Genomic DNA, 24,248 nt, shown 5'->3' with positions numbered 1-24,248 from the left:
GGCGCGGGACACAAAATGAGAGCGGGCTCGCAACCCTGGACAAATCCCGTACAAGGGTGCCGAGAAAGAGTGTAAAAGATTCACAAAACAATGAAAACGTTACACTAAAAATCAGAATCAGGTGCCCTCCCTTATCGCCGCCTTATCTTTTAACGAGGTAAGACACTGATAAAACATGACTTATCACTTGTGTCATCAGGCTGGGTTGACTCAACACCATATGTAATCGATACCATGAACTTGCGCACTCGTCACCTTTCCATCATCCAGCGCCTGGCGCTGGGCTTTGCCGTCATCCTGTTGCTGCTGCTGCTCTCGGTGGCCCTCTCTCTCTACGCCGGCCAACGGCTGGCCGACCAGGTGGGGCTGCTCGCCAGCCATACCGCGCCGACCCTGGTGCAGAGCCGCGCCGTGACCCGCGATCTCTTCACCCTCGACCGACATCTGGGCAACGCATTGTTGCAGACCGGAGAGGAGGAGCTGGGCGCCGCCCGCGAGCAGATGCAGCAATGGCAGGCCCGTTTCGACCAGGATCTGGCCACCTTGGCTCGACAGATAGCGGGGGAGCCGCAACAGAGTGCGCGCGTCGAGAGCCTGCGCGAGCAACAGGCCGCCTACTGGCAACTGGCCCAGCAGTTGGTCGATGACTATGCCCACAACCGCCTCGAACAGAGCAAGCTGGCGGCCGACACCCGCCTTGGCGAAACGGCGCGCCAGCTTGCCAGCGCCCTCGATGTGCTGCTCGCCCCTCTGGGCAGCCACCCCGCCGTGCTGCTCAAGAGCCGCCTGCTGGCAAACCTGGAACAGCAGGTCAGCGCCACACAGGAGATCCTCAAGCAGCAGGATCCGGCCCCCGTTGCCGCACGTCTGGCTGCCAATGCACGCGCCAGCGAACAGGCGGCGGCACTGCGCCAGGAGCTGGCACGCCAGCTCGCCGGCCAGGAGGATGCCTTCGGCGTGCCCCTGAGCCTGGAACGCGGCACGGGTGCCAGGTTCGATACCCTCGCCACCCTGCTGGCCGGCCCCGAGAGCCTGCCGGCACGCCACCTGGCGCTGGTCGAACAGAGCATCATGTTGCGCAACCAGAGTGTGCAGGCCAGCCGCCTTATCGACAGCCTGCTAGGCGATCTGAGCGAGCTTGACGCCGCGATCGACGCTCAGCTTCGCCACAGCACCGCCGGCAGCGGCGCCATCCTGCTCTGGCTGCGCCTCGGGCTGTGCGCCGGCCTGTTGCTCTCCCTCGGTCTCGGCGCCCTGGTGCTGTGGCACCTGGTGCGCGCCATCCGCCAGCCACTGCACCACATCCTCACCACCCTCAAGGCCCTGAGTCAGGGAGACATGCGCCAACGCGTGCCGCTACTGCGCAACGACGAGTTCGGCCAGCTTGCGACCGGCATCAACGCCCTGGCCGACGAGATGAGCGGCATGCTCGGTCAGATAGTTCAGGCCGCCGATGCCCTCGGCCGCATGGCCGGCCAGAACCAGCACGCCCAGCATCACGCCCAACTTGCCATCGGCGAGCAGCGCAACGAAACCACAGGGGTCTGCAGCGCCATGGAAGAGATGGACTACTCGGTGCGCGAGGTCGCCGGCAGCATAGGCCAGACCGAGCAGACCCTCGGCAACATAGCCGCGGCGGCCCACGCCGCCAGCCTGCGTGGGGCGGCGACCGGTCAACGGCTGCAGCAACTGGCTGACGAGTTGGCGGAGTCGCGCCGCAGCGTGGAACAGGTGCAGACATTGAGCGTCAGCATCGGTGACATCCTCGCCCTGATCGAGCGCATCACGGAGCAGACCAATCTGCTGGCCCTCAACGCCGCCATCGAGGCGGCCCGCGCCGGCGAACAGGGGCGTGGCTTTGCCGTGGTGGCCGACGAGGTGCGTCAGTTGGCGCACCACACAGCAGACTCCACCACCCGCATCCAGGGGATCATCGACGATCTGCAGCAAAGCACCCGCGGTGCGGTCGCCACCATGCTGCGCTGCCACGACGCCATGGCCCAGAGTCGCACCGACAGCGACGCGGGTTGCGCCACCCTAGCCGAGCTATCCCAGGCGCTGCAGCAGGTGGCCGAGCAGAGCAGCCGTATCGCCAGCGCGACCCTGCAGCAACAGCAGACCAGCGCCGAGATCGCCCGCAACATTACCAACATCGCCCGGATTGCCGACGACAACCAGGGCGCCCTGGCCAAGGTGGCACAGACCAGCGACCAGTTGCAGCAGCTATCGCAGCAGCAACTGTCGCTGACCCGCCGCTTCACCCTGCAGAGCGCCTGATCACACACCACAGAGAGGACCATCCATGTTCAAGAAGACACTGTTGCTGACTACCCTGATCGCCTGCCTCCAGCCCGCGCTGGCCAACGAGGAGGATCCCCTGGCCCGCCCGCTGTTCCTGCGCGGCGAGATGAACAACTGGGAGGCCCCGGCAGACCAGCAACTGGTTACCCAGCAAGGGGACTTGCTGTCGGTCCAGGTGGCCTTGCAGGCCAGTCACGGCGCCTACAAGTTCAAGATTGCCGACGAGAAGTGGAAGGCCGACACCACCTATGGCCAGTTCGACCCCGCCGCCAAGGTCGAGTCGGACAAGCCGGTGGTAGTCAAGGCCGGCTGGCAGTGGAGCGACATGAAGTTCACCCCGCCCAGCGACGGCAAGTATCGCATCACCCTGGATCGCCGCGATCCCCAACACATCCAGGTCACCGTCTCCCCCGCCGGGTGATCCTAGGGCCGCCGCAAGGCGGCCCCAGCCTCCGCCGGGATGGCGCCGCACGGCGACGCCATCCCGGCGCGGGACTGCCTCCTTGTCGCCACCCTACACACATCCAGACAGGAGATAACAACAATGAAGAGACATCTGCTTACCACCCTGCTGCTTGGCGGCGCCCTGCTGTTTCATGGCCAGGGAGAGGCCATGGTCAAGGGAGCTGACGTCAGCTGGCTGACCCAGATGGAGAAAGCCGGGTACAAGTTCTATAACGACGCCGGCCAGCAGCAGGATCTGTTCAAGACCCTGAAAGAGCACGGTATGAACACCATCCGGCTCAGGGTATGGGTCAATCCTGCCGATGGCTGGAACAACATCAGCGACGTCATCGCCAAGGCCAAGCGGGCCAAGGCGGCCGGTTTCGATCTGCTGATTGACTTCCACTACAGCGACAGCTGGGCCGATCCGGGCAAGCAGACCAAGCCGGCGGCCTGGCAGAGCTACACCTTCGAGCAGTTGATGTCGAACGTCTGGTGGCACACCTATAACGCCCTGGTGGCCCTGAAAAATGCCGGCATTACCCCCAAGTGGGTGCAGGTGGGCAACGAGACCAACAATGGCATGCTGTGGGAAGAGGGGCGAGCCTCGGTCAACATGAAGAACTTTGCCTGGCTCATCAACAGCGGCTATGACGCGGTCAAGGCGGTCAACAGCGGCACCAAGGTGATCGTCCATCTGGCCAACTGCGAGAACAACAGCCTCTATCGCTGGATGTTTGACGGGCTGAAGAGCAACGGGGCCAAGTGGGATGTGATAGGCGCCTCCCTCTACCCGACCCAGAGCGGCAACGGTGACTGGTTCACCCTAGACAATCTCTGCTACGACAACCTCTCCGACATGGTGACCCGCTATGGCAAGGAGGTGATGATCGTCGAGGTGGGCATGCCGTGGGATGACCCGAAAAACAGTTACGACACCATTGCCGACCTGCTCAACAAGATGACGTGGATCCCTGACGGCAAGGGACTCGGCGTGCTCTACTGGGAACCACAGAGCTACAAGAACTGGCAGGGCTACAGCCTGGGTCTGATGGACAACAGCGGCAAACCCACCTATGCGCTGGATGCCTTCCTGTTGCAATAAAGATGTAACGTTACACAGAGGCGCGGTGAGTCGTGCGCCTCTTCCATCTGCCGCCTGGACATGACTTAGCCCGTCTCTTCGCCCTTTCTCGCCATCGCTTATCATCCCGCCTCCACCACTCCGCGCCCTCCGGCACCATCACCAAAACATGGCCACCCTCTCCCCGAGGCAGACTCGCGGACGACACCTTCGTCGCCGGGATTCGCAACGATGGAGCCCCGATGACGACGTCAGCACGACAAGGCGCGCGTTCAATGCAAAATAAAAAAGGGAGCCCAAGCGGGCTCCCTGCGGGGTGACGAGTCGGGATTTACCACCAGGCTTCAGCCTGCACGCCGAAGTTCCAAGTATTATCATCCTCACCGCCGTTGAAGGATTTGCCTTCGCCATCTTTCAGATAGCTGGCAAAAACCCGGATCTCCGGGCGGGCAAACATGCTGGAACCAGCTGACCAAGCTTGAGCCAAGGTATATTTTTGACCACTCGATTTTTCTTCAGAGCCGCTTGTCCAGGTCTTGGTGCTCTCATAAGTACCGGCTTCAACCAGCGTCTTCATGATGTCAGTCCACGCATAACCGCCTCGCGCGACAGCGCTGAACAGTTCGGTGTTGTCATGCCATGCTTCAAGTTTCTCACCCTTACCGTAAGTGAATACATGGTTCACACTGAATTTCTCTCCCATGGGAATGTCACCAGTCAGAATCACACGGTATCCCTTGGCATCATCGGTCAGATGCCAAACATCATACCAACCGCCCCCTTGGGAGATCATGTTCTGGGCCAGCCCTTTATCAGCATATTGCAGCACCAACTTCTCGTAGATGCGGCTATCGGCAAAGTATTGACTCATTTCTGCGGTCAACATGACACCATTTTTGGGATCATAGAGATTACCAGCTTTCTCCTGCTCATCGGTCGGATTGGGCATGGCATAGCTGACACCCGCTTCAGTCCAAGCCCCTTCCCAAGGAGCCCAGCCGGCATAGCGCAGGTCCAGGAAGTTAACGTTGAGGTCATTGTTGACAATCGAGTTATCGATATCGTTACCATCAGACCGGATCCACGCCAGTGAGAAGGCGCCTGGACCTGCCTTGAGGTTCTCAATACCGGCACCGGCTCCCGAGATATTCCAGTATTTGGTATCGATGATGTGAAGGTCGTGACGCTGATAGAAGCGCTTGCCAGCCCACACCACAGCATCGGGCGCAGCGGAAATCAGCCCCTTGGCCTTAACATTGAATTGGCGCAGGGCAAATGTTGCATCGTCCTTGCACTCCTTTTGATCGAAGTTACACACAGTGGTGGTACTTTCATAGTCATTGGAGCCATCGCTCTGCATGCTGAACATGCTGTCTACATAGAAAGTCTTGCCATCCTTGTTGTAAACCTCCTGACCAATACCAATTTCGGTATAGGTATCACTTTCGTTACCCAAACGACCGACAAAGTTCTGTCGACCGGTTTGCATATCACCGTCTTGGGATACACCTACGCCAGAGCGGAAATAGCCTGTAAAATCAACAGCATTAGCATTCAATGCAGTCATTGACAGAGCGAGGGCAACGGATGTCGTCAGTAGTTTCACTTTCATAGTTATTCCTTTAATCCACTGTTGCATTGTTATCTTGATGAACCGCTTACCAACCCATAGGGAAAGCGCTTTCACTGTCCGATGGAGATTATAGGAATAACTGTGCCATCATTGACATGACAAAACTCACAAAACTGTAATTATTACATAAATACTGCTATAAAAACACTTGATAAAGCCACAGGGAAAACTCAAGCGATTGAAATTAAAGGGGTATTTGATAAAAAATCATGTGTTATCGATTACACTCGTAATGATAATATCTACACCTGAGAACCATGACTCGACCAGACTCATCGCAGCAGACATGACCTCCTCGTGCAGGGCATAGGAAGGCACCGTGAGACCTTCCCGACCCCACAGGAGTGAGCGACAAAAGAGAGAGGAAGAAGATGAGGCACTAAAAAGGCAAGGCCCCTGACGGGTAACCTTGCCTGATGGCCGATGAATTCAGGTTGCCAAATCGTCGATCAATCGATACTGCGGACTGAATGACGGCGTACCAGAGTCGGGCTGAACATATGTGTCGTCTGGGGCAAGGGCCCACCTTTTGCCAGAGCAATGGCCAGCTCGGCGGCATGGGTCGCCATGGCGATGATGGGATAACGCACCGTAGTCAGACGAGGGCGCAAGTAGCGGGATATCAGTACATCATCAAACCCCACCAGAGATAGCTCCTGGGGAACCTCGATCCCGTTGTCGCTAAGCACGGACAAAGCTCCTGCCGCCATCGAATCGTTATAACAGACGACCGCCGTCATCTGTTGCCCCCGGCTCAACAACTCAGTCATCGCGGCTTCACCTCCCAGCTCATCCGGACTGCCACGGGAGATCAGGCGCTCATCGACCGGGATATTGTGCTCTTGCAGCGCATCCAGATACCCCTGCATGCGATCCTGAGAGTCAGAGATCAGATGATTTGAACACAGAAACCCTATCTTCTTGTGCCCTTCCTGGATCAGGTGACGAGTTGCAAGCCAGGAACCATAGCGATCGTCCAGCGCCACACAACGGGACTCGAACCCTGGAACGATACGGTTGATTAGCACCATGCCGGGAACATAGCTCATCATCTGGATCAGCTCTTCATCTGGCAGCATTTTGGCATGAACCACCAAGCCAGAGCAGCGATGCCCTATCAACTGCTCTATTACGTGCTTCTCTTTGGCTGCGTCGTGGTAGCCATTTCCGATGAGCAGAAAATTCCCCGTAGCCTGCGCCACCTGCTCAACTGCTTTAACCATGGTGCCAAAGAAGGGGTCAGACACATCGGCAACAATCAACCCCAGCGTTTCGTTGTTCTGATGGGCCAAGGCTCTCGCATTCGCGTTGGGGTGGTAGTTGAGTTCATGCATCGCCTTGAAGACGGCATCGCGTGACGCCTGACTTGCCTTTGGCGAATTATTGATGACACGTGAGACTGTGGCGACGGATACGCCTGACAGGAGTGCTACATCTTTGATGGTTGCCATGAATTAGCTTTTCCGGTGAACGGTATAAATAAAAACCAGTGCTTTATAGGGTCAAGATACTACCGACATTTCCAATACCTGACACGGCTTTCATGTCAAAAGCGGGAGCATTCTATCAATACGAGCGTCTCGCTGTGTAATCCATTTACATACACCCTTATCCATTCTCATGCTCATCGCGGTGAAAAATGTGACAAAAATCACATCAAATGGAGATGCATCTTCCAGGACCTTGTTCACAAGCGCAGAATAAGGGAAAGCGATTACACCAAATAAAACCCAATGAGAACGAGCGCCAAGGAGCGATTCATGTTGAAGATACTCGTGACAGGTGGAACTGGTTACATAGGTAGTCATACCTGCTTGCAGCTTATCGCTGCCGGGATGACCCCCATCTTGTTGGACAATCTGGTTAACAGCAAAGAGAGCGTCCTCGAACGTATCCACAGCCTCAGCGGACTGCGCCCCCAGCACTATCACGGTGATGTGCGGGATGCCGACCTGCTGGATCGTGTGTTTGCAGACCAGCAGATAGATGCCGTGATCCATTTCGCAGGCCTCAAGGCCGTAGGGGAATCGGTACAAAAGCCTCTCGAGTACTATGACAACAATGTCAGCGGCACCCTGGTGTTGCTGCAGGCAATGCGACGCGCCGGGGTCAAGACCCTGCTGTTCAGCTCATCTGCCACCGTCTATGGCGAGCCGGAGATCATGCCCATCACCGAGGAGTCGCCCACCTTTCACGCCACCAACCCTTATGGTCAAAGCAAGCTGATGGTGGAGCGCCTCATCAAGGACTTTGCACACTCAGCCCCCGACTGGTCATTGACCCTGTTGCGCTATTTCAATCCGGTGGGCGCCCATCCCAGCGGCCTGATGGGCGAGGATCCCCAGGGCATTCCCAATAACCTGATGCCCTATATTGCCCAGGTGGCAGTGGGCCGCCGTGCCAAACTCGCCATCTTTGGTGATGACTACCCGACACCAGATGGTACCGGTGTGCGGGATTACATTCATGTCATGGATCTAGCCGATGGCCACGTCGCAGCCTTGAAACATGCGCTTGGGCAAGCTGGCGTCCATGTGTACAACCTGGGCACTGGGCATGGCTACAGTGTCCTGGACATTCATGCCGCCTTCTCCAAGGCCTGTGGCCGCGAACTGCCTTATGAGATCGTGCCGCGCCGCGCTGGGGACATAGCACAGTGTTGGGCAGATCCAACACGAGCCTATAACGAGCTGGGGTGGAAGGCTTATCGCACGCTTGATGAGATGACGGCTGATACCTGGCGCTGGCAATCCCAAAATCCAAACGGTTACCCCCTTCCATGAATATACAGAACGAGACAGACCTTACTATGCAATTCGAACCGACCGACCACCCTCACCGTCGTTACAACCCATTGATCCAACAGTGGGTTCTCGTTTCTCCCCACAGGGCGAAACGCCCTTGGCAGGGCCAGCAGGATGAACCCGATCGTACCCAGCGCTCCCCTCACGATCCGGATTGTTTCCTCTGCGCCGGCAATACTCGCGTCACTGGTGACAAAAATCCGGATTATCCGTCGACCTTCGTTTTTACCAACGACTTTGCGGCACTGATGGTTGATACACCTATGGCCCCAACCAGCGAGGACCCCCTCTTCCAGCTAGAGAGTGCACGCGGCACCAGCAGGGTAATCTGCTTCTCACCGGATCACAGCAAGACCTTGCCCGAGTTGTCTATCCCCTCCCTCACTGCCGTGGTCAACACCTGGTGTGAACAAACTGCAGAGCTGGGGCGCGAATACCGCTGGATCCAAGTATTCGAAAACAAGGGCACCATGATGGGGTGCTCCAATCCCCATCCCCATGGGCAGATATGGGCCAACGACTTCTTGCCCAACGAAGCCGCGCGGGAAGATGTCGCCCAACGGGAGTATTTTGCCAAACATGGTCGAGCCATGTTGCTCGATTATGCGGAACGCGAGCAGGCTGACGGCAGCCGCACCGTAGTGGAAACGGAACACTGGCTGGCAGTAGTGCCTTATTGGGCTGCCTGGCCCTTCGAAACCCTGTTGCTTCCCAAGTTTGCGGTAACACGTCTACCGACACTGACACCGCAACAGCGTGCAGACCTCGCACTGGCGCTCAAAAAACTAACCAGCCGCTATGACAACCTGTTTCAGTGCTCCTTCCCCTATTCGATGGGATGGCATGGTGCGCCATTCAATGGCGAAGAGAATGATCACTGGCAGTTGCATGCCCACTTCTACCCGCCCCTGCTGCGCTCTGCGAGCGTACGCAAGTTTATGGTGGGCTATGAAATGCTGGCAGAAACACAACGTGACCTGACGGCAGAACAGGCGGCCGAACGCCTGCGTTCCGTCAGCGATATCCATTTTCGTGAACAGGTTTGAGGTTGAGATATGAGTATTGAATCGCCACACAGCGTGACTGAACATACCTTTTACACTCAGTATGGTTATCGCCCGACCCTCGCCATTCAGGCACCTGGGCGTGTTAACCTCATTGGGGAACACACGGACTATAACGATGGCTTCGTGCTACCCTGCGCCATCGATTATCAGACCGTGATCAGTGCTGCCCCCCGCCAAGATAGTCTGATCAGGGTTATCGCTGCCGACTATCACAACCAACTGGATGAATTTGACTTACGCCACCCCATAGAGGCGCGCCCGGAATACCTGTGGGCCAACTATGTGCGAGGCGTCGTCAAATATTTGCTATTGCGAGGCTGTCAACTGACAGGGGCAGACCTGGTAATCAGTGGCAATGTACCTCAGGGAGCAGGCCTGAGCTCTTCCGCCTCTCTGGAAGTGGCAGTAGGACAGATCTTCAAAGAGATGAATCACCTCGACATCAGCCAAGCAGATATCGCCCTGAATGGACAACTGGCGGAAAACAGGTTCGTCGGTTGCAACTGCGGCATCATGGATCAGTTCATCTCGGCTCTGGGTCAGCAAGATCATGCTCTGCTGATCGATTGCCGCAGTCTGGATACCTGTCCTGTGAGCATGCCAGCCGACATTGATGTGGTCATTATCAACTCGAACGTACGTCGGGGCCTGGTGGATAGCGAATACAATACCCGCAGGGCACAGTGTGAAGAGGCCGCACGGCATTTTGGGGTCAAGGCACTGCGCGATCTGACGATGACCCAGTTCACCGAGCGAGCCAACGAACTGGATCCTGTCGTCGCGAGCCGTGCACGCCACGTCATCTCCGAGAATGAACGAACGCTGGCAGCAGCCGATGCGCTTGCGAATGAAGACATGGTCATGATGGCCGAATTAATGGCGCGGTCCCATGCCTCGATGCGTGATGATTTTGCCATCACAGTGCCTGCTATCGACGCCTTGGTCGACATGATCAAAGAGATCATCGGCAGTCGTGGTGGTGTGAGGATGACTGGTGGCGGGTTTGGTGGCTGTGTGGTTGCATTGGTTCCACAGTCACTGACAGCAGCAGTGTGCGAACAGGTTAATATTCGTTATCCCCAAGTGAGCGGTCTGGCCCCGAGCATCTATATCTGTAAGCCCTCCGCCGGAGCCGGCCCACTCTGATATGTTCGCTGACACCTCAATATTGTAGTGGTCACGTATTTCCAGACTGGTCATGGTATAGCCGCCCTGCTAGACGGTGAACGCTCGACTTAGTTGAGTTAAACAACGCTCTCTGTGAGCAGCTGTGGTTAACATGTAGATAATACAATTGAACCAAACTTCAGACATGTGTTATCGCAATGAGCCTAACTCAGGGACTGCTTCGGCAGTCCCCTTTTCCTTTGCTGTAAATGTTCGTTGCATTCAACAATCCTCCGCAACTGCATGTTTTCACATGGTCGTGACACACCCGATTGAATCCCACCCTCCTTTGAGATGTTGCGCTCTCCTCGGTTAATTGACGCAGATCGGTTTTCAAGCAGTGTATCTCGGCTTGCAAGGCAGACTCTTCGTGTTGCTGCTCTGCAGGCTTGCCGTACGGCTTGAGCTAGGCATACAGAATGTGGCTGGATACCCCAAGGGCTCGTGCAACGTCAGCCACAGGCATCTCACGCTCAGTAACTTGTTTAACAGCTTCGATTTTGAAAGTTTCTGGATAACGCTGACGGACCATGGCACCTCCAATGCTGGCCTCATTTTAAGGCAGTTAGGTCTCTAGGGAACTAGGGGCAATTCACACCGACCAAACCCCTTTATATGGCAGCGGATGAGCCTCGTTCTCAGCCAGCCAAGTCAATAGCTGTCCCATCAGACGAGGGACCTGGTTCGCAGGGGGAGCCATATGCACTAACTGCTCGCCTCGATAAATACCTACGCCAGTGACCCGCATCATCACAGAGTCCACGCATCAGTAGTCCGTGAGCACCAAGTAAATCTTCCGCTGAAGCTGGATCCCTATTAGGCATTGCCTCATAGGCCGCAAACGCATTACGGACCTCTTGGATTTCCCGTGGAAGCCCAAGTACCGTCTTCCCCTCAGTCACTGCCGTCACCTGCTCAACACTCAGAGTATTGTGCTCAGTAGCTAGCGAAGCTTGGATGGTGCGGATCCGGTTCTCTCGACGCAACATAAGAACCTGAGAGCTCTGAGCAAACCGCTACAGCCGCAGCAACTCAGCGATATCCGCCACTCGACTCAACATGGCATGGGTCATGGGTGAAGGAAGGGGAATAGGCTGCCATGGGTTACTCCAACTGATGCGATAACAAATGAGGGATTAGCTTAACAGATCCGAGAGTAGAAACTCCCGAATTGAATTTGAATGTCCAAGCATCCCCACTAGGGCCAGTGAATTAAGAGTGAACATTACCTTATCCGTTCACTATGCCCGAAATTACGCTCACCTCGTACTTTCGAACGCAATTTAAATAAATACCCGATCCTCACCAAGAAGTTATAAAAATTCTCATTCTGCAGATCTGCATCTCTGCGATCAAATCGATACTCTGCGTCAGGAGGGAAATGCACCAAAGACGCATAATCAGGGTATGCAAGCCTCAATGCTCTGCACCAAGCTTTACGAATACGCGTAGCCATGTTATCCGCATCAAAATTAGCGTAGCCACCAAGATAACCGTAATCATCTCGGTTAAATAGTAGCACCACGTGATAATGAGGGTACTGGCTTGTTACTTGCTCCTTTACCCAGATATAACCCAAGAAGAATCGTTTACCAGTCTTACCCTTACGGTGACGTAACGCATGTATCTGGCTTTTTAGTGAAGCAATAAATCGCGTAATAACCTTTTCCTCTTCTACCTCCGGTGGAAAGCTTGTCGGCATGTCCGGATCATCCATAACTGGTATATGAGGGAAACGCATATCAACGCGTACAGCAAACACTCTCGGATGTTTATTCAAAAAGCTGGCGATCACCTCCACGGATGTTTTTAACTGCTCAAAGGATATTTCACCATACTTGGCCTCAGCCACAACTCGCAAATTGTCTAGCTCGTTGCCTATTAAACAATACCCGCCATTTGATTTCATATACGGCCCTATGATTTACATGGAATACCCATGCCAGTTGGTTAGATGCTCAGGTAACAGCACTCATCGTCATTAATGAGGGCCGCTGCGTAAAACTTTACGGTCAACTGATACCCTGCTCTCTTATCAAACCAGTAGGTTGATATACCAACCTGCGTTTAGCACTCTGTGCTTTGCATATGCTGCGCTATGCCGATGTATACGGCTAATGGCTTGTATCTGACGTACAAGCCCGATGTGTATCTGATTGGTATACACTTCGTGTGTATATCACATATGCTCGTTGGTATACCCTGTGATACACTTTGGTGGTGTATCACTCTCATCTTCGATATATCTCCTACACCCTCTACCTTGGTATACACCTTGGTGTATATATTACTATTACCGAACTTAGCGACCTCCTAAATCACCGGGGTACACGTGATTATTTTAAATAAACCTCCACTAATACTGGTTGTTAAGGCAAGAAAGTTACTCTGAAGTTAGATTCAACGTACAAGCAACTATTCCATGCCATGAAATTAACCAGCAAAAAGTTGTCGACCAACAGTTACCGCCCCTAAACAGATAAAATGAAACCACCAAGCTAAAAAGGCTCCCCAAAGGGGAGCCAAGTAAATTGTTAGTTGTTAGCCTTCTCGCTCCATTATCAATTTGCGAATCCAGTCCTCTATTTCTGATTTTTCCCATGCCACCGTCTTGGGCGATGTTTTGAGTTGTGAAGGGAACTTTCCAGCCTTGATTAGCCGGTAGATTGTAGGGCGAGACAGCTTAGTCATTGCTATTAATTCATTTATTTTAATGAGACCCATCTTACACTCCTTAGATTTTTTCATACCTAAGGTTCGTTGCGTTCATTTTTACATAGCCCAGACGCCATCATCACACTCGGATCTATTACCCCACTATTTATACTCACTGATCCACAGCCAATACCAAATCATCAACAACTCACCGATGCTACTATAGGTATTCACATACCAGCTCTCTGTAAAACCAGTGATGAGAAACCTCACACCAACCACGAGACACAACGCAATCGCCCATAAAAGCTAATAAAAATCAATGAAAAGCCATGGATTCCAGGGTTTTTAGCTCACATAAAAACACTATAAACAGACTACAAAAATTCAATAAAAACCCTAAAAAAACACTTGACCGACACTAGGAAAACCCTAGTATAAAACTTAAATAACTTTTAAATGGAATTAGTTCATATGACGCCAGCCAATTATGAATTACCAAAAACAAGTGATTCAAAATACCCGTGGAAGGATAAATTCAATAGACTTAAAGCTACAGAGGAAATGATAAGATTTGCAGGATATATTCTGCATCAACTACAAGTTGATACCATCAATATTGATTCCGACTCAATTTTATTAACTTTTAATGACTATTTAAAAACCAATCCCGATTATGTTGTCGCAAACTATATTCGAAAAATAGATAACTCCATACAGCTAGAGAATATCGATACCATCGCAGAATTTCTATTCAAACAGTTTAGTAGAAACTGTCTAGAAATAGAACACTTTTGCTGGATACAGGAAGCGAACCAAAGAGTGTGTAATTTTGCATTTGCCATAACTAATAATTGGGGTTATTTTTTTGACAAAGATAGTGACCTTTACAAGAAGCCTATCCAAAACTTTAGTCAGCCAGGGCCAAATTATTTTAGAAACAATTCATTTGAAGACGCAATATCATTCAGCCACATGCGTTTTACCAATACGCCCCCCAGAGCCAAAACTCCTCGTCAAAAAAAAGAAAGGATAATAGAGTATTTTGATCACTTAGATGATGAAATAGCTATAAAGGCCAAGCACCTTCAGCTTATTGAATTGTTTTGGAATAAAATAGTTAAAAGCCAAAAACCTAAAAGCTGGTCAAACTTTGAAAAATTAAAAAATGAAGATTTGTTATGGATAAAAAACCAGATAGATCAAGATGAGCTTTTTTTAAAAATAATTGACGGTAATAGTAACAAAGATGTTTTCGAGACCATTAAAACCTACTTTGACTTACTATTCGTATTTAAAGAAAGTGACTGCATAGTCAAAGTTGATAGAATCAAAAAATCCCTAACCCAAAAAAATTACAGAAAAAGCAACCCAGACAGCAAGCAATATAATTTCATCATGAGTGTAGACATTGAAGGTAAATTAAAAGAAATTACAAAGTCGAAGGGACTAAAAAGAAATGAAGTCATAGAAAAACTAATCAACGATGCGTACTGCAACATCAATCCTGATGGGTAGTTTCATCAATATTTAAGCTAGCTATAAAAATCACATGTTACATGGGGGCACTTACGCCCCCACAAATAAATATATTTGACCGATGAGAATTTTCTATATCGCAATTAACCTTTCTAAATGATCCGCCCACTTTTGCAACCACTCTTTGCACTCATCATTGTATCTGTGTAGGTTGTATGTTCCTTCTATGCCTTTCGGGGCATGACCTAGTATTGCCTCTGCAATATCACTGGGGCATTTCAGCTTTGCAAGCCCCGTTCTAACGGTACGCCTAAGGTCATGTGGTGTCCAAGAAGGTATATCAATCATTACATTGTCTTTGCGCAGTCGCCATGCTGTTTCAGTTAACAATTTTTGAGGTATCGGTTTTTTAGTCAAAATAGATGGGAATAAACAATCACCTGTGATTAATTTCAGTGAATGAAGAAATTCGATAGCTTGTCTTGGCAACTGAACATATCGCTCGGTATCAGTTTTTGTTTCTTTTAAATGGAATGTACCATTACTTAGATCAATATCTCGCCAATAAGCACCACATATTTCTCCGGTACGGCATCCTGTCCATAGCGTCATTCTGAGCACGTTTTTCTGTGGAATAGTAAAACCAGAACTTGGTAACCAGAGAAGAAATTTTTTTAGCTCTTCATCACTAAGAATTCGAGTTCCTTTTTGACATGTTAAACGCACTTTCGCTAATTTTAATCTTTTCTTTGCGTTTGTAACTGGGTTTACAAAGTGCTCATCCAGTTTACCCGTTCCAATTGCATAATCGAAAGCAGCTGATAGCTCACGCAGAACACTACCAGCTTGAACATTCGCTCCCCGCGCAACAATCTCCATGATCAAAGCCACGATATCGTTAGCTAGCACCTCCGTGGCTAAACTCTCTCCGAATACACGCACAGGATCGTTATAGAGAGTCCTTCGTGTTTCTGCTTGCCCTTTGGGTTTACGGGCTCCAGGTAAAATTCCTCCTTCCTTGGCGTGCCGATCTTCGATGTGCTCAGTAAGGTAAAGCTCGATCATGTCAGTGATGGTAAACGGTGCAACGACTTCAGGTTCCTGCTCGAGCTTGACTTTAACTGCGCTCAGCTCTGTAGCCGGACAGACACCTTGATGCCTCATGAGCTTCAATTCCTTGAACTTGGTCCTTGCCTCCTCCAATGACATGGCAGGAAAGACACCTAAGGTGACTTGCTTTTGTTTACGCGGATTCAAAGGGTCATTGTAGCGGTAGTAAAAGCTTTTCTTTCCCGTTTTCCCGCACGCTACTCGCAATCCTCGGTAATCACCGATGTCGACTTTATCTTTGTCTCCTGGCTTCATCGACTCAATTGCCTTGTAAGAAAGCGGTTTGCTATTCTGGGGCGCAGCCATCACTTACATCCTTTCATATCGTTTTTTATGAGAGAAAAGCGTAGGTTTTCATTCTAATCACGTTCATCATCACACAAACCTACGCTTTAGCCTACGCTTTGAAGCAAGATTCAGTGAGCTTAGGTGAGACAAACTGAACCATGCTGAGCTTTAACAAAGAATAAAGACAGTTTAAGAACAGTAACTTAACGACGAGCAGACATTGATAACAATAGAAAATCTACAGCAACACACACCTATGATGCAGCAGTATCTGACCCTTAAGGCCGAGAACCCGGAGATCCTGCTGTTCTACCGGATGGGCGACTTCTACGAACTGTTCTACGACGATGCCCGCAAGGCCTCCCAACTGCTCGACATCTCCCTGACCAAGCGTGGTCAGTCGGCGGGCAGTCCCATCCCCATGGCGGGCGTGCCTTATCACGCCATCGAGGGGTATCTGGCCAAGCTGGTGCAGCTCGGCGAATCCGCTGCCATCTGCGAGCAGGTGGGGGATCCCGCCACCAGCAAGGGGCCGGTGGAGCGCAAGGTCATTCGCATCATCACCCCGGGCACCGTCTCCGACGAGGCGCTGCTCAGCGAGCGGCAGGACAACCTGATCGCCGCCGTCTATCACGATGGTCGCCGCTTCGGCTATGGCACCATGGACATAGGCTCGGGCCGTTTCTTCATCAACCAGTTCGAGAAGGAAGAGACCCTGCTGGCCGAGCTGCAGCGCACCAATCCGGCCGAGCTGCTCTACCCCGAATCGTTCGAATTCCTGCACCACGTCGAGGGTCGCCGTGGCCTGCGCCGCCGCCCGGAGTGGGAATTCGAGCTCGGCACCGCCCGCAAGCTGTTGTGCCAGCAGTTCGGTACCCAGGATCTGGTAGGCTTTGGGGTCGAGCAGAGCGAGACCGCCCTGTGCGCCGCCGGCTGCCTGATGCAGTACGTGAAAGACACCCAGCGCACTGCCCTGCCCCATATCCGCAACGTGCGCCTCGAGCAGCCCGATCACGCCGTCATCATGGATGCCGCCACCCGCCGCAATCTGGAGCTGACCCAGAATCTGGCCGGCGGCCACGACAACACCCTCTCCGCCGTGCTGGACTGCACCGCTACCCCCATGGGCAGCCGGCTGCTCAAACGCTGGATCCACCAGCCGATCCGCGACCGGGTGATCCTGAAAGGTCGCCAGAGCACCATCAAGGAGCTTATCGAGCAGAACCTTTATGACGAGCTGGGCGGTTTGCTGCGCCAGGTCGGCGACGTGGAACGGGTGCTGGCGCGCCTGGCCCTGCGCTCTGCCCGCCCGCGCGACCTCACCCGTTTGCGCCAGGCCTTCGCCCAGCTGCCGGAACTGCAGCGCTTGCTTGCGGGCAGCGAGCACGAGGCGGTGCAGCAGCTGCGCGAGCGGGCCAGCACCTTCCCCGAGCTGTTCGACCTGCTGGAACGCGCCGTGATGGAGGTGCCACCCGTACTCATTCGCGATGGCGGCGTCATCCGCGAAGGGTTCAACACCGAGCTGGACGAGCTGCGGGATCTCGCCAACGGCGCTACCGCCAGCCTGGCCCGCATCGAGGAGCGCGAACGGCTGCTGACCGGCATCAACACCCTAAAGGTGGGTTACAACAAGGTGCACGGCTTCTATATCGAGGTGAGCCGTGCCAACAGCCACCTGGTGCCGGCTCACTACATCCGCCGCCAGACGCTGAAAAACAACGAACGCTACATCATCGACGAGCTGAAGAAGTACGAGGACAAGGTGCTCACCGCCCAGGCCCAGGCGCTGGCGCTGGAAAAACGCCTCTACGAGGAGCTGCTCGATGATCTGCTGCCGCACCTGGGCGAGCTGCAGGAATCGGCCGCCGCCCTGGCTGAGCTGGACGTGCTGGCCAACCTGGCGGAGCGGGCCGAGACCCTCGACTACCGTTGCCCGACCCTCATCGACGAGGATCAGATCCTGATCGAGGCGGGCCGCCACCCCGTGGTGGAGCAGGTGATGACAGACCCCTTTATCGCCAACCCGATCCGGCTCGAGCGGGAACGGCGGATGCTGATCATCACAGGCCCCAACATGGGGGGTAAGTCCACCTATATGCGCCAGACCGCGCTGATCGTGCTGCTGGCCCATATCGGCGCCTTCGTGCCTGCCGACAGCGCCCGCATCGGCCCCATCGACCGTATCTTCACCCGCATCGGGGCATCCGATGACCTGGCATCGGGCCGATCCACCTTTATGGTGGAGATGACCGAGACCGCCAACATCCTCAACAACGCCACTGCCCGCAGCCTGGTGTTGATGGACGAGATCGGCCGCGGCACCAGCACCTATGACGGCCTGTCGCTGGCGTGGGCCTGTGCCGAGCAGTTGGCAAGCAAGATCGGCGCCTACACCCTGTTCGCCACCCACTACTTCGAGCTGACCCGTTTGCCGGAGCTGATGGAAGGGCTTGCCAACGTTCATCTCGATGCGGTGGAGCACGGCGACACCATCGCCTTTATGCACGCGGTGCAGGAGGGGGCGGCCAGTCGCTCCTACGGCCTGCAAGTGGCGGCATTGGCGGGAGTGCCCAAATCGGTGATCCAGCAGGCCCGTCACAAGCTGCACGAGCTGGAGAGCGCCACCCCGGTGGCCGCCGGCGAAGTGCGCCTGGCCCCGGTCGCCCTGCCGCCCCAGAGCCATCCGGTGGTGGAGGAGCTGGAAGCGGTGCGCCCGGACGAGCTCACCCCGCGCCAGGCGCTGGATCTGCTCTATCGCCTCAAGCAGATGCTGTAACCGACAACGAATGCAAACAGGGGAACCGCGAGGTTCCCCTTTTTCATGGCTGGCGGCCAACCCCTGTCAGGGCAAGCCGGGACCGAACTGCCCTTTGAACGGATCGTAGTAGTAGGCGCGATAGTCGAAATCCATCTCCTTGAGCAAGGTATTGGACAGTTCGAGGTGCAGCCTTCCATCCAGCTTCGCCTGGTCGAGGGAAGGTTTGAAGTGATGCAGCCAGAGCCGCTGCAACGAGCCATCCTGCCAGGCCAGCCGGATCCCCTCCGAGATGCGCTGGATCGCCGCCTGATTGGCCTTGTTGGTGTAAAAGAGATGGAGAAAGGGATAGTGCAGCACCAGGCGTCGATCTACGGTGAGCCCCGGCAGATCCCTGTGTTGTGTCTGTTCGATGAACACCTCATTCACCCCGCGGCAAAACAGATCGACCCGACCGCGGGCGACCAGCCGGAACAGCCGCTCATAGCTGTCGACCTCCTGCACCCGCAAGCCGGCATTGCGCAGAATGGCCACATCCTGCCAACCACGCCCCTGGCCGTGCACAAACTGCCGCAACTGGGCCAGGGTACTCACGTTCGCCACCGCCTGTGCCTGCTGCGGGCTGACAAAACAGATGCGGTAACCGAGCAGACCCAGCTCCACCGGGAATCGCACATAATCGAGGGAGTCACTGATCGCCGCCGGTTGCGGGGTATCGGAGGCGAACAGGTTGGGATAGAGGTTGGCTTTCATAGCTTGGCGCATCCGCACCCGGTTCATCGGTGGTGCCAGCCGCAGCTCGTAATCACCGTGGCTATCGCGGGTCTTCTCCAGCGCCAGTTGCAGCAGGTCGTGAGTATAGAGAGCCCGCATATCCCGTTCACTCTCCGGGCTGATATGGGTAAAGACATCGCCAGCCCGGGTTGGGCTGGCGAAAAACAGGCTGCAGAAGAGCAGACAACAGAGAGCAAGGCGATGGTTGGTCATATGGCTCGTCCCGGGCGCACTGCTTTGAGTGTAGCGCCGAGTACTGCCCGAGGAGGCACGCCTCTCCTTACCAGAAGATCTTGCCCAGCAGGGGCGCCAGCAGCACGGTGACCATGCCAGCGATCATCATCACCATGCTGGAGACCACCCCTTCCTCATTGCCCATCTGGTAAGCCCTGGCGGTGCCGGCACCATGGGCCGAGGCACCAAACCCGGCCCCCTTGCCGAGCCGGCTGCGAATGGCCAGCACGGTGAGCACGCTCTCGCCGACCGCCATGCCGATCACCCCGGTCAGCACCACGAACAGGGCGGTGAGATCGCTCTCGCCACCGATGGCGCGGGTCGCCTCCACCGCAAACGGAGTGGTGATGGAGCGCATCGCCAAGCTGCGCTGCAACATGTCAGAGAGATCCAGCCAGCGGGCCAGCAAGACGGTGCTGCCCACCGCCATGATGACGGAGGCCACCACCCCCACCGAAAGAGAGAGCCAGTGCCGACGAATGAGCCGGCGATTCTCGTAGACGGGCACCGCAAAGGCCACGGTCGCCGGCCCCAGCAACCAGAGCAGCCAGTGGGATTCGGCCATGTAGTCCCGGTAGGGAATGTGGAACAGCAAGACCACCGCCACCAGCAGGGTGGGCGCCAGCAGCAGGGGCATCAGGGGCAGGATGCGCTTTTTGCCATAGAGCCACTTGCTGGCGTAGTAGAAGATCAGGGTCAGGGCGAAACAGACGAAGCCGAGCAGGGTATCAGACATGGCGACGACTCCGGCGGGCCAGTTTCAGCTCGAGGCGATAGACCCGGTCCACCACCAGGGCCGTGGTGCCAAGCACCAGCGTGGTGCTGACCAGCAGCACCACCATGATGCGCCACCCCTCCTGCAGCAACAGCTCCTGATAGTTGACCACCGCCACCACGGCGGGCACGAAGAACAGCAGCATCTCCGCCAACAGCCAGCGGGCACCGGCCTCAAACCACTGTGCCTTGACCACCCCGAGCAGGATGCAGGCCAGCAGCAACAGCATACCGGTAAGGTTGGCGGGGAGCGGAATGTGCAGGGTGCGCACGGCAGTATCGGCCAGCAGCCAGACAAGGGCCAGCAGGGCGATTTGGAAGGGAGTCTGGAACCAGCGAATGCAGAGGGCTTTCATTATCGTCGTCTTTCTGTGAACTGGGTCACAGTATAAAGAGACGGTAAACCTGCAAAAAATGAATTTAAATTATCAAAATCATGCCAAATTGGCATGTTAGGATAACCCGGTCAGACACACGCCAACCAGAGGGAAATCCATGGATATCCGGGCCCTGCGCTACTTCGTCGAACTGGTGCGGGAGCAGAGTTTCACCCGCGCCTCGGAAAAGCTGTTCGTCACCCAGCCCACCATCAGCAAGATGATCCGCAACATGGAGGAGGAGCTGGGCCAGCCCCTGCTCAACCGGGAGGGGCGCCGCTTCACCCTGACCGACAGCGGCCGGGTGCTGTTCAACCGCGCCCAGACCATACTCGCCGAGATGCAGCAGCTGGAAGACGAGCTGGCCGACCTGCAGAGCCTGAAGTACGGCCGCCTCACCCTTGGCATTCCCCCCATGGTGGGCCATGTCTATGCGGATCTGATCCGCGCCTATCGGACCCGTTATCCCGGCGTGGAGCTGAGCCTGGTGGAGTATGGTGGACGCCGCATCGAACAGGCGGTGCTGGAGGGAGAGCTGGATCTGGCCATCACCATGCTGCCGACCAGGGAGGAAGCTGCCCTCAGTACCCTGGATCTGGACTGCTACCCGATCCGGGTGGTGTTGCCGAATCTGCCCCGCTGGCACGGCGACGCTCCGCTTCGACTCGATGCCCTGCAAGATGAGCCCTTTCTGCTCTACACCCGGGCCTTCACCCTGAGCGAGCGGCTGGAGCAGGCCTGCCAGCTGGCCGGCTTCGAGCCCCAGGTAGCGGCCCGCAGCAGCCAGTGGGACTTTCTCATCGCCATGGTGCGCAGCGGCATGGGGGTGGCCTTCCTGCCCGAGCCAGTCTGCCGCAGGCTGACCCCGGACGGGCTGGTGCTGCGCCCGCTGGCGCCAGAGCTGAGCTGGCGGCTCGGGGTGATCTGGCCGAAGGAGCGTTACCTCTCCCGCACTGCAGAGGCCTGGCTGGCGCTCTGCCGTGAGCGCCATCAGCCTCACTGATCGCCGAAACGATCCGTCATCGGGTTGTAGAAGTAGGGGCGGTAATCGAAGCCGATCCCCTTGAGGAAGGGATTATCCAGCCGGATCAGGTGGCGCTGCGGCAGCTTGGCAAAGTCGATGGCCGGGCCGAAGCTGCCGCGCCACAGCGCCTGCAGCGAACCATCCTGCCAGGCCAGTTGCAGCCCCAGCTCGACCCGCTTGATGGCCTCACCGTTTTTCCCGTTGGTATAAAAGACCCGTGGCAGTGGGTAGTAAAGCAACAGGCTGTCATCGACGGTGAGATCGGTCACCCCCTGATGGGTCAGCAACTCGTTGCGAAGCTCGCTCACCCCGCGGCAAAACAGATCGAAACGACCGCGGGACACCATCTTGAACAGCTTCTCGTAACCATCCACCTCCAGCACCTGCAGGCCCGAGCGGCGCAGGATCTCGATATCCAGCCACCCCTTGCCCTGACCGAAAGTAAATGGCTGCAGCGCCTTGAGGCTGGTCACCCGGGTGACGGCCGCCTGTTGCTGCGGGCTGACGAAGCAGATCCGGTAGCTGACGATGCCGAGGTGAATGGGGAAACGGACATAGGCCAATCCCTCTCCCTCGCGAGCGCTGCTGTAGCTATCCATCACCATCAGGTTGGGCAGCAGATTGAGATCCATGCTCAGACGTGCTCGCGCCTTGGTCATGGTGGGCGCAGGAACCAGTTCGTAGTCGCCGAAGGTGTCGCGAGTCTTGTCGAGGGCGAGGCGCAGCAGCTCCCTGTCATAGGTGGTGTGGGGGTCCTGCTCGCTCTCCGGGCCTATATAGGTGAAAAGGGTGGCAGCCTGTGCCATCACCGGCAACAAGCAGAGCAGGGAGGCAAACATCAAACGCGGCAACACCATAAACTGGACCTTGGCAAGAGAGACACCCACAAGTGTAGCCACTGGTGTCCCTCTATCGCCGCCCTGCCCTACTCGCCATGGCAACCCGGGCCTCTATTGGCCTGAGCACACGGCAGACCGCCACCCGGTCCGGGTGAGAAGCGTCGCTTACTGCTCTTCCCCGATGGGAGCGGCAATCCACTTCATCAGGGTCAGCATGTCCTGGGGTGCCACGCCGACCGAAAGGCCACGCTTGCCGCCGCTCACCAGAATCTCGTCAAACTGCATGGCCGACTCGTCGAGCACGGTAGGCAGCAGCTTCTTCTGGGCCAGCGGGCTGATGCCACCCACCTTGTAGCCGGTCAGCTTCTCCGCCTCCGCCGGCTTCATCATCTCCACCTTCTTGAGGCCGGTGGCCTTGGCCAGCTGTTTCAGGCTGCACATGCCGGACGAGGGGACGATGGCCACCACCGCCTGCTTGTCGTGGTGGGCGATCAGGGTCTTGAACACCTGGGCCTCCGGCAGGCCGAGCTGGGTCGCGGCATGCTTGCCGAAATCGTCGTGGGCTTCGCACTCGTAAGGGTAGAGCTTGTGGGGGATCTTGAGCTTCTTCAAGAGGTTGATGGCAGGAGTCATGATAAATGCCTTGAGTCAAAACAAGACCAGAGAGTCTGCGCCTGCATGGCAGGGGATGCAAGCCGGGGCAGGCTGCCACACAATTTGTGTCCCCCGGGTGCGGGCCGGCGAATGCGGTCAGTTTTGACTCAAAATCCCGCTTTTGCCATCGCGTCGCGCCTGGGGTAGTTTTTCCCTCCCCAAGAAAACTGCCGGAGGAGTGAATGGCGAGAAGAATCATGGTGCTGAGACACGGCGAGACCCTGTTCAATGCACAGCAGAAGCTGCAAGGGCATTGCAACTCGGCATTGACCGGGCGCGGTGAAGCGCAGGCCAGAGGCGTCGGACAACGCCTGGCACAGCATCTGGCTGGCCGCCCCTACCGGGTCTATGCCAGCGATCTGGGGCGGGCCATGCAGACCGCCGCCATCGTCTGCGGCGAGCTGGACTATCCGGCCGACCAGATAGTGCCTGAGCCCAGGGTGCGGGAGTTCTCTCTCGGGGAGTGGGAGCAGCGCACCATCCCTGACTTGCTGGCCGCCCAGCCCGATCTGCTTGAGCGCCGTGACTGGTACTTGCAGGCCCCCGGCTGCGAGCCGTGTGACGGAGTGCGGGCCCGCCTGGCCGACTGGCTGGCCGGCTTGCCAGAGGATGAGGACGTGGTGGTAGTGAGCCACGGCCTGACCGGCGTAGTGCTGCGCGGCATGCTGCTCGGGCTCGATGAGGAGGCCACCTGGCAGCAGGATCTGCCACAGGATGCCTTCTTCATCATCGAAGCGGGAAGCATGACCCGGGTTGACTGCACGCCCGTGCTTGAGCCTGCGTAA

The 24,248-nt window shown here is 55.7% G+C and carries 20 protein-coding genes and 1 pseudogene; 10 read left to right on the top strand and 11 right to left on the bottom strand.

Going from position 1 to position 24,248, the window contains the following annotated elements; translation table 11 throughout:
- Window positions 1-234: 234 nt before the first annotated feature.
- The 3 genes from ACB034_RS12600 to ACB034_RS12590 all read left to right on the top strand — a co-directional run bounded on the left by ACB034_RS12600 (window position 235) and on the right by ACB034_RS12590 (window position 3,850).
- On the top strand, window positions 235-2,277 hold the full coding sequence (locus tag ACB034_RS12600) for a methyl-accepting chemotaxis protein (RefSeq protein ID WP_042016005.1): 2,043 nt from the start codon (window positions 235-237) through the stop codon (window positions 2,275-2,277).
- Between the two features lie 25 nt (window positions 2,278-2,302).
- Window positions 2,303-2,722, top strand: a complete 420-nt coding sequence (locus ACB034_RS12595) for a hypothetical protein (protein WP_231720617.1) — start codon at window positions 2,303-2,305, stop codon at window positions 2,720-2,722.
- Between the two features lie 123 nt (window positions 2,723-2,845).
- On the top strand, window positions 2,846-3,850 hold the full coding sequence (locus tag ACB034_RS12590; protein ID WP_231720618.1) for a glycosyl hydrolase 53 family protein: 1,005 nt from the start codon (window positions 2,846-2,848) through the stop codon (window positions 3,848-3,850).
- Between the two features lie 310 nt (window positions 3,851-4,160).
- On the opposite strand, the gene ACB034_RS12585 is transcribed toward ACB034_RS12590, so the two are convergent.
- Together ACB034_RS12585 and galR are read right to left on the bottom strand one after the other, a co-directional pair.
- Window positions 4,161-5,447, bottom strand: coding sequence for a maltoporin (locus ACB034_RS12585; RefSeq protein WP_100654853.1), 1,287 nt, complete (start codon window positions 5,445-5,447; stop codon window positions 4,161-4,163).
- Window positions 5,448-5,911: 464 nt separating this feature from the next.
- The gene (galR, locus tag ACB034_RS12580) at window positions 5,912-6,913 is read right to left on the bottom strand and encodes an HTH-type transcriptional regulator GalR (RefSeq protein WP_266134599.1); all 1,002 of its coding nucleotides are present in this window, start codon (window positions 6,911-6,913) and stop codon (window positions 5,912-5,914) included.
- Between the two features lie 312 nt (window positions 6,914-7,225).
- On the opposite strand from galR, the gene galE reads away from it, so the two are divergent.
- The 3 genes from galE to galK are packed head-to-tail and all read left to right on the top strand — an operon-like array spanning window position 7,226 to window position 10,479.
- Complete coding sequence (gene galE / locus ACB034_RS12575; protein ID WP_041215920.1) at window positions 7,226-8,245, top strand: UDP-glucose 4-epimerase GalE; 1,020 nt, start codon at window positions 7,226-7,228, stop codon at window positions 8,243-8,245.
- A 26-nt stretch (window positions 8,246-8,271) separates the two neighbouring features.
- Window positions 8,272-9,312, top strand: a complete 1,041-nt coding sequence (gene galT / locus ACB034_RS12570) for a galactose-1-phosphate uridylyltransferase (protein ID WP_041213008.1) — start codon at window positions 8,272-8,274, stop codon at window positions 9,310-9,312.
- 9 nt (window positions 9,313-9,321) lie between these two features.
- Complete coding sequence (gene galK / locus ACB034_RS12565; protein ID WP_231720620.1) at window positions 9,322-10,479, top strand: galactokinase; 1,158 nt, start codon at window positions 9,322-9,324, stop codon at window positions 10,477-10,479.
- Window positions 10,480-10,804: 325 nt separating this feature from the next.
- Here the strand turns inward: galK and ACB034_RS12560 are convergent.
- From ACB034_RS12560 to ACB034_RS12550, 3 genes and pseudogenes are all read right to left on the bottom strand, one after another.
- Window positions 10,805-11,032: pseudogene (locus tag ACB034_RS12560) on the bottom strand (transposase); the annotation flags it as partial.
- Window positions 11,033-11,725: 693 nt separating this feature from the next.
- On the bottom strand, window positions 11,726-12,409 hold the full coding sequence (locus ACB034_RS12555; RefSeq protein ID WP_231720621.1) for an inovirus Gp2 family protein: 684 nt from the start codon (window positions 12,407-12,409) through the stop codon (window positions 11,726-11,728).
- A gap of 632 nt (window positions 12,410-13,041) precedes the next feature.
- Window positions 13,042-13,224: an AlpA family transcriptional regulator gene (locus ACB034_RS12550; protein WP_162517042.1), complete on the bottom strand. Its 183-nt coding sequence runs from the start codon at window positions 13,222-13,224 to the stop codon at window positions 13,042-13,044.
- A gap of 405 nt (window positions 13,225-13,629) precedes the next feature.
- On the opposite strand from ACB034_RS12550, the gene ACB034_RS12545 reads away from it, so the two are divergent.
- Window positions 13,630-14,673, top strand: a complete 1,044-nt coding sequence (locus ACB034_RS12545; protein ID WP_231720622.1) for a hypothetical protein — start codon at window positions 13,630-13,632, stop codon at window positions 14,671-14,673.
- Between the two features lie 93 nt (window positions 14,674-14,766).
- Here ACB034_RS12545 and ACB034_RS12540 read toward each other — a convergent pair whose 3' ends face one another.
- Window positions 14,767-16,050 carry a site-specific integrase gene (locus ACB034_RS12540; RefSeq protein ID WP_231720623.1) on the bottom strand — a complete coding sequence of 428 codons (1,284 nt, stop codon included), beginning with the start codon at window positions 16,048-16,050 and terminating at the stop codon, window positions 14,767-14,769.
- Window positions 16,051-16,252: 202 nt separating this feature from the next.
- Between ACB034_RS12540 and mutS the strand changes: the two genes are divergently transcribed.
- Window positions 16,253-18,808 carry a DNA mismatch repair protein MutS gene (mutS, locus tag ACB034_RS12535; RefSeq protein ID WP_371172954.1) on the top strand — a complete coding sequence of 852 codons (2,556 nt, stop codon included), beginning with the start codon at window positions 16,253-16,255 and terminating at the stop codon, window positions 18,806-18,808.
- 66 nt (window positions 18,809-18,874) lie between these two features.
- On the opposite strand, the gene ACB034_RS12530 is transcribed toward mutS, so the two are convergent.
- The 3 genes from ACB034_RS12530 to ACB034_RS12520 form a co-directional block, all read right to left on the bottom strand.
- Complete coding sequence (locus ACB034_RS12530) at window positions 18,875-19,774, bottom strand: hypothetical protein (RefSeq protein WP_371172953.1); 900 nt, start codon at window positions 19,772-19,774, stop codon at window positions 18,875-18,877.
- Window positions 19,775-19,841: 67 nt separating this feature from the next.
- Window positions 19,842-20,531, bottom strand: a complete 690-nt coding sequence (locus ACB034_RS12525) for an LrgB family protein (RefSeq protein WP_042070729.1) — start codon at window positions 20,529-20,531, stop codon at window positions 19,842-19,844.
- Window positions 20,524-20,925 (bottom strand): CidA/LrgA family protein, encoded by a 402-nt coding sequence (locus tag ACB034_RS12520; protein WP_042070731.1) that lies wholly within the window; start codon window positions 20,923-20,925, stop codon window positions 20,524-20,526. The genes ACB034_RS12525 and ACB034_RS12520 overlap by 8 nt, the downstream gene beginning before the upstream one ends.
- A gap of 139 nt (window positions 20,926-21,064) precedes the next feature.
- On the opposite strand from ACB034_RS12520, the gene ACB034_RS12515 reads away from it, so the two are divergent.
- The gene (locus ACB034_RS12515) at window positions 21,065-21,949 is read left to right on the top strand and encodes a LysR substrate-binding domain-containing protein (RefSeq protein WP_371172952.1); all 885 of its coding nucleotides are present in this window, start codon (window positions 21,065-21,067) and stop codon (window positions 21,947-21,949) included.
- On the opposite strand, the gene ACB034_RS12510 is transcribed toward ACB034_RS12515, so the two are convergent.
- Entirely contained in the window at window positions 21,943-22,827 is an 885-nt protein-coding gene (locus tag ACB034_RS12510; protein ID WP_371172967.1) for a hypothetical protein, read from the bottom strand. The genes ACB034_RS12515 and ACB034_RS12510 overlap by 7 nt on opposite strands.
- A gap of 147 nt (window positions 22,828-22,974) precedes the next feature.
- Window positions 22,975-23,442: a Cys-tRNA(Pro) deacylase gene (gene ybaK / locus ACB034_RS12505; RefSeq protein ID WP_026457579.1), complete on the bottom strand. Its 468-nt coding sequence runs from the start codon at window positions 23,440-23,442 to the stop codon at window positions 22,975-22,977.
- A 203-nt stretch (window positions 23,443-23,645) separates the two neighbouring features.
- Between ybaK and ACB034_RS12500 the strand changes: the two genes are divergently transcribed.
- A complete protein-coding gene (locus tag ACB034_RS12500; RefSeq protein ID WP_216993598.1) occupies window positions 23,646-24,248 on the top strand; it encodes a histidine phosphatase family protein in 603 nt (200 codons plus the stop codon).

Origin of the sequence: Aeromonas sp. S18(2024) (assembly GCF_041402525.1) — a bacterium.
GTDB lineage: Bacteria > Pseudomonadota > Gammaproteobacteria > Enterobacterales > Aeromonadaceae > Aeromonas > Aeromonas enteropelogenes.
The sequence above is the reverse complement of the archived record's forward strand: the minus strand, read 5'-3'. Positions and strand labels throughout refer to the sequence as shown.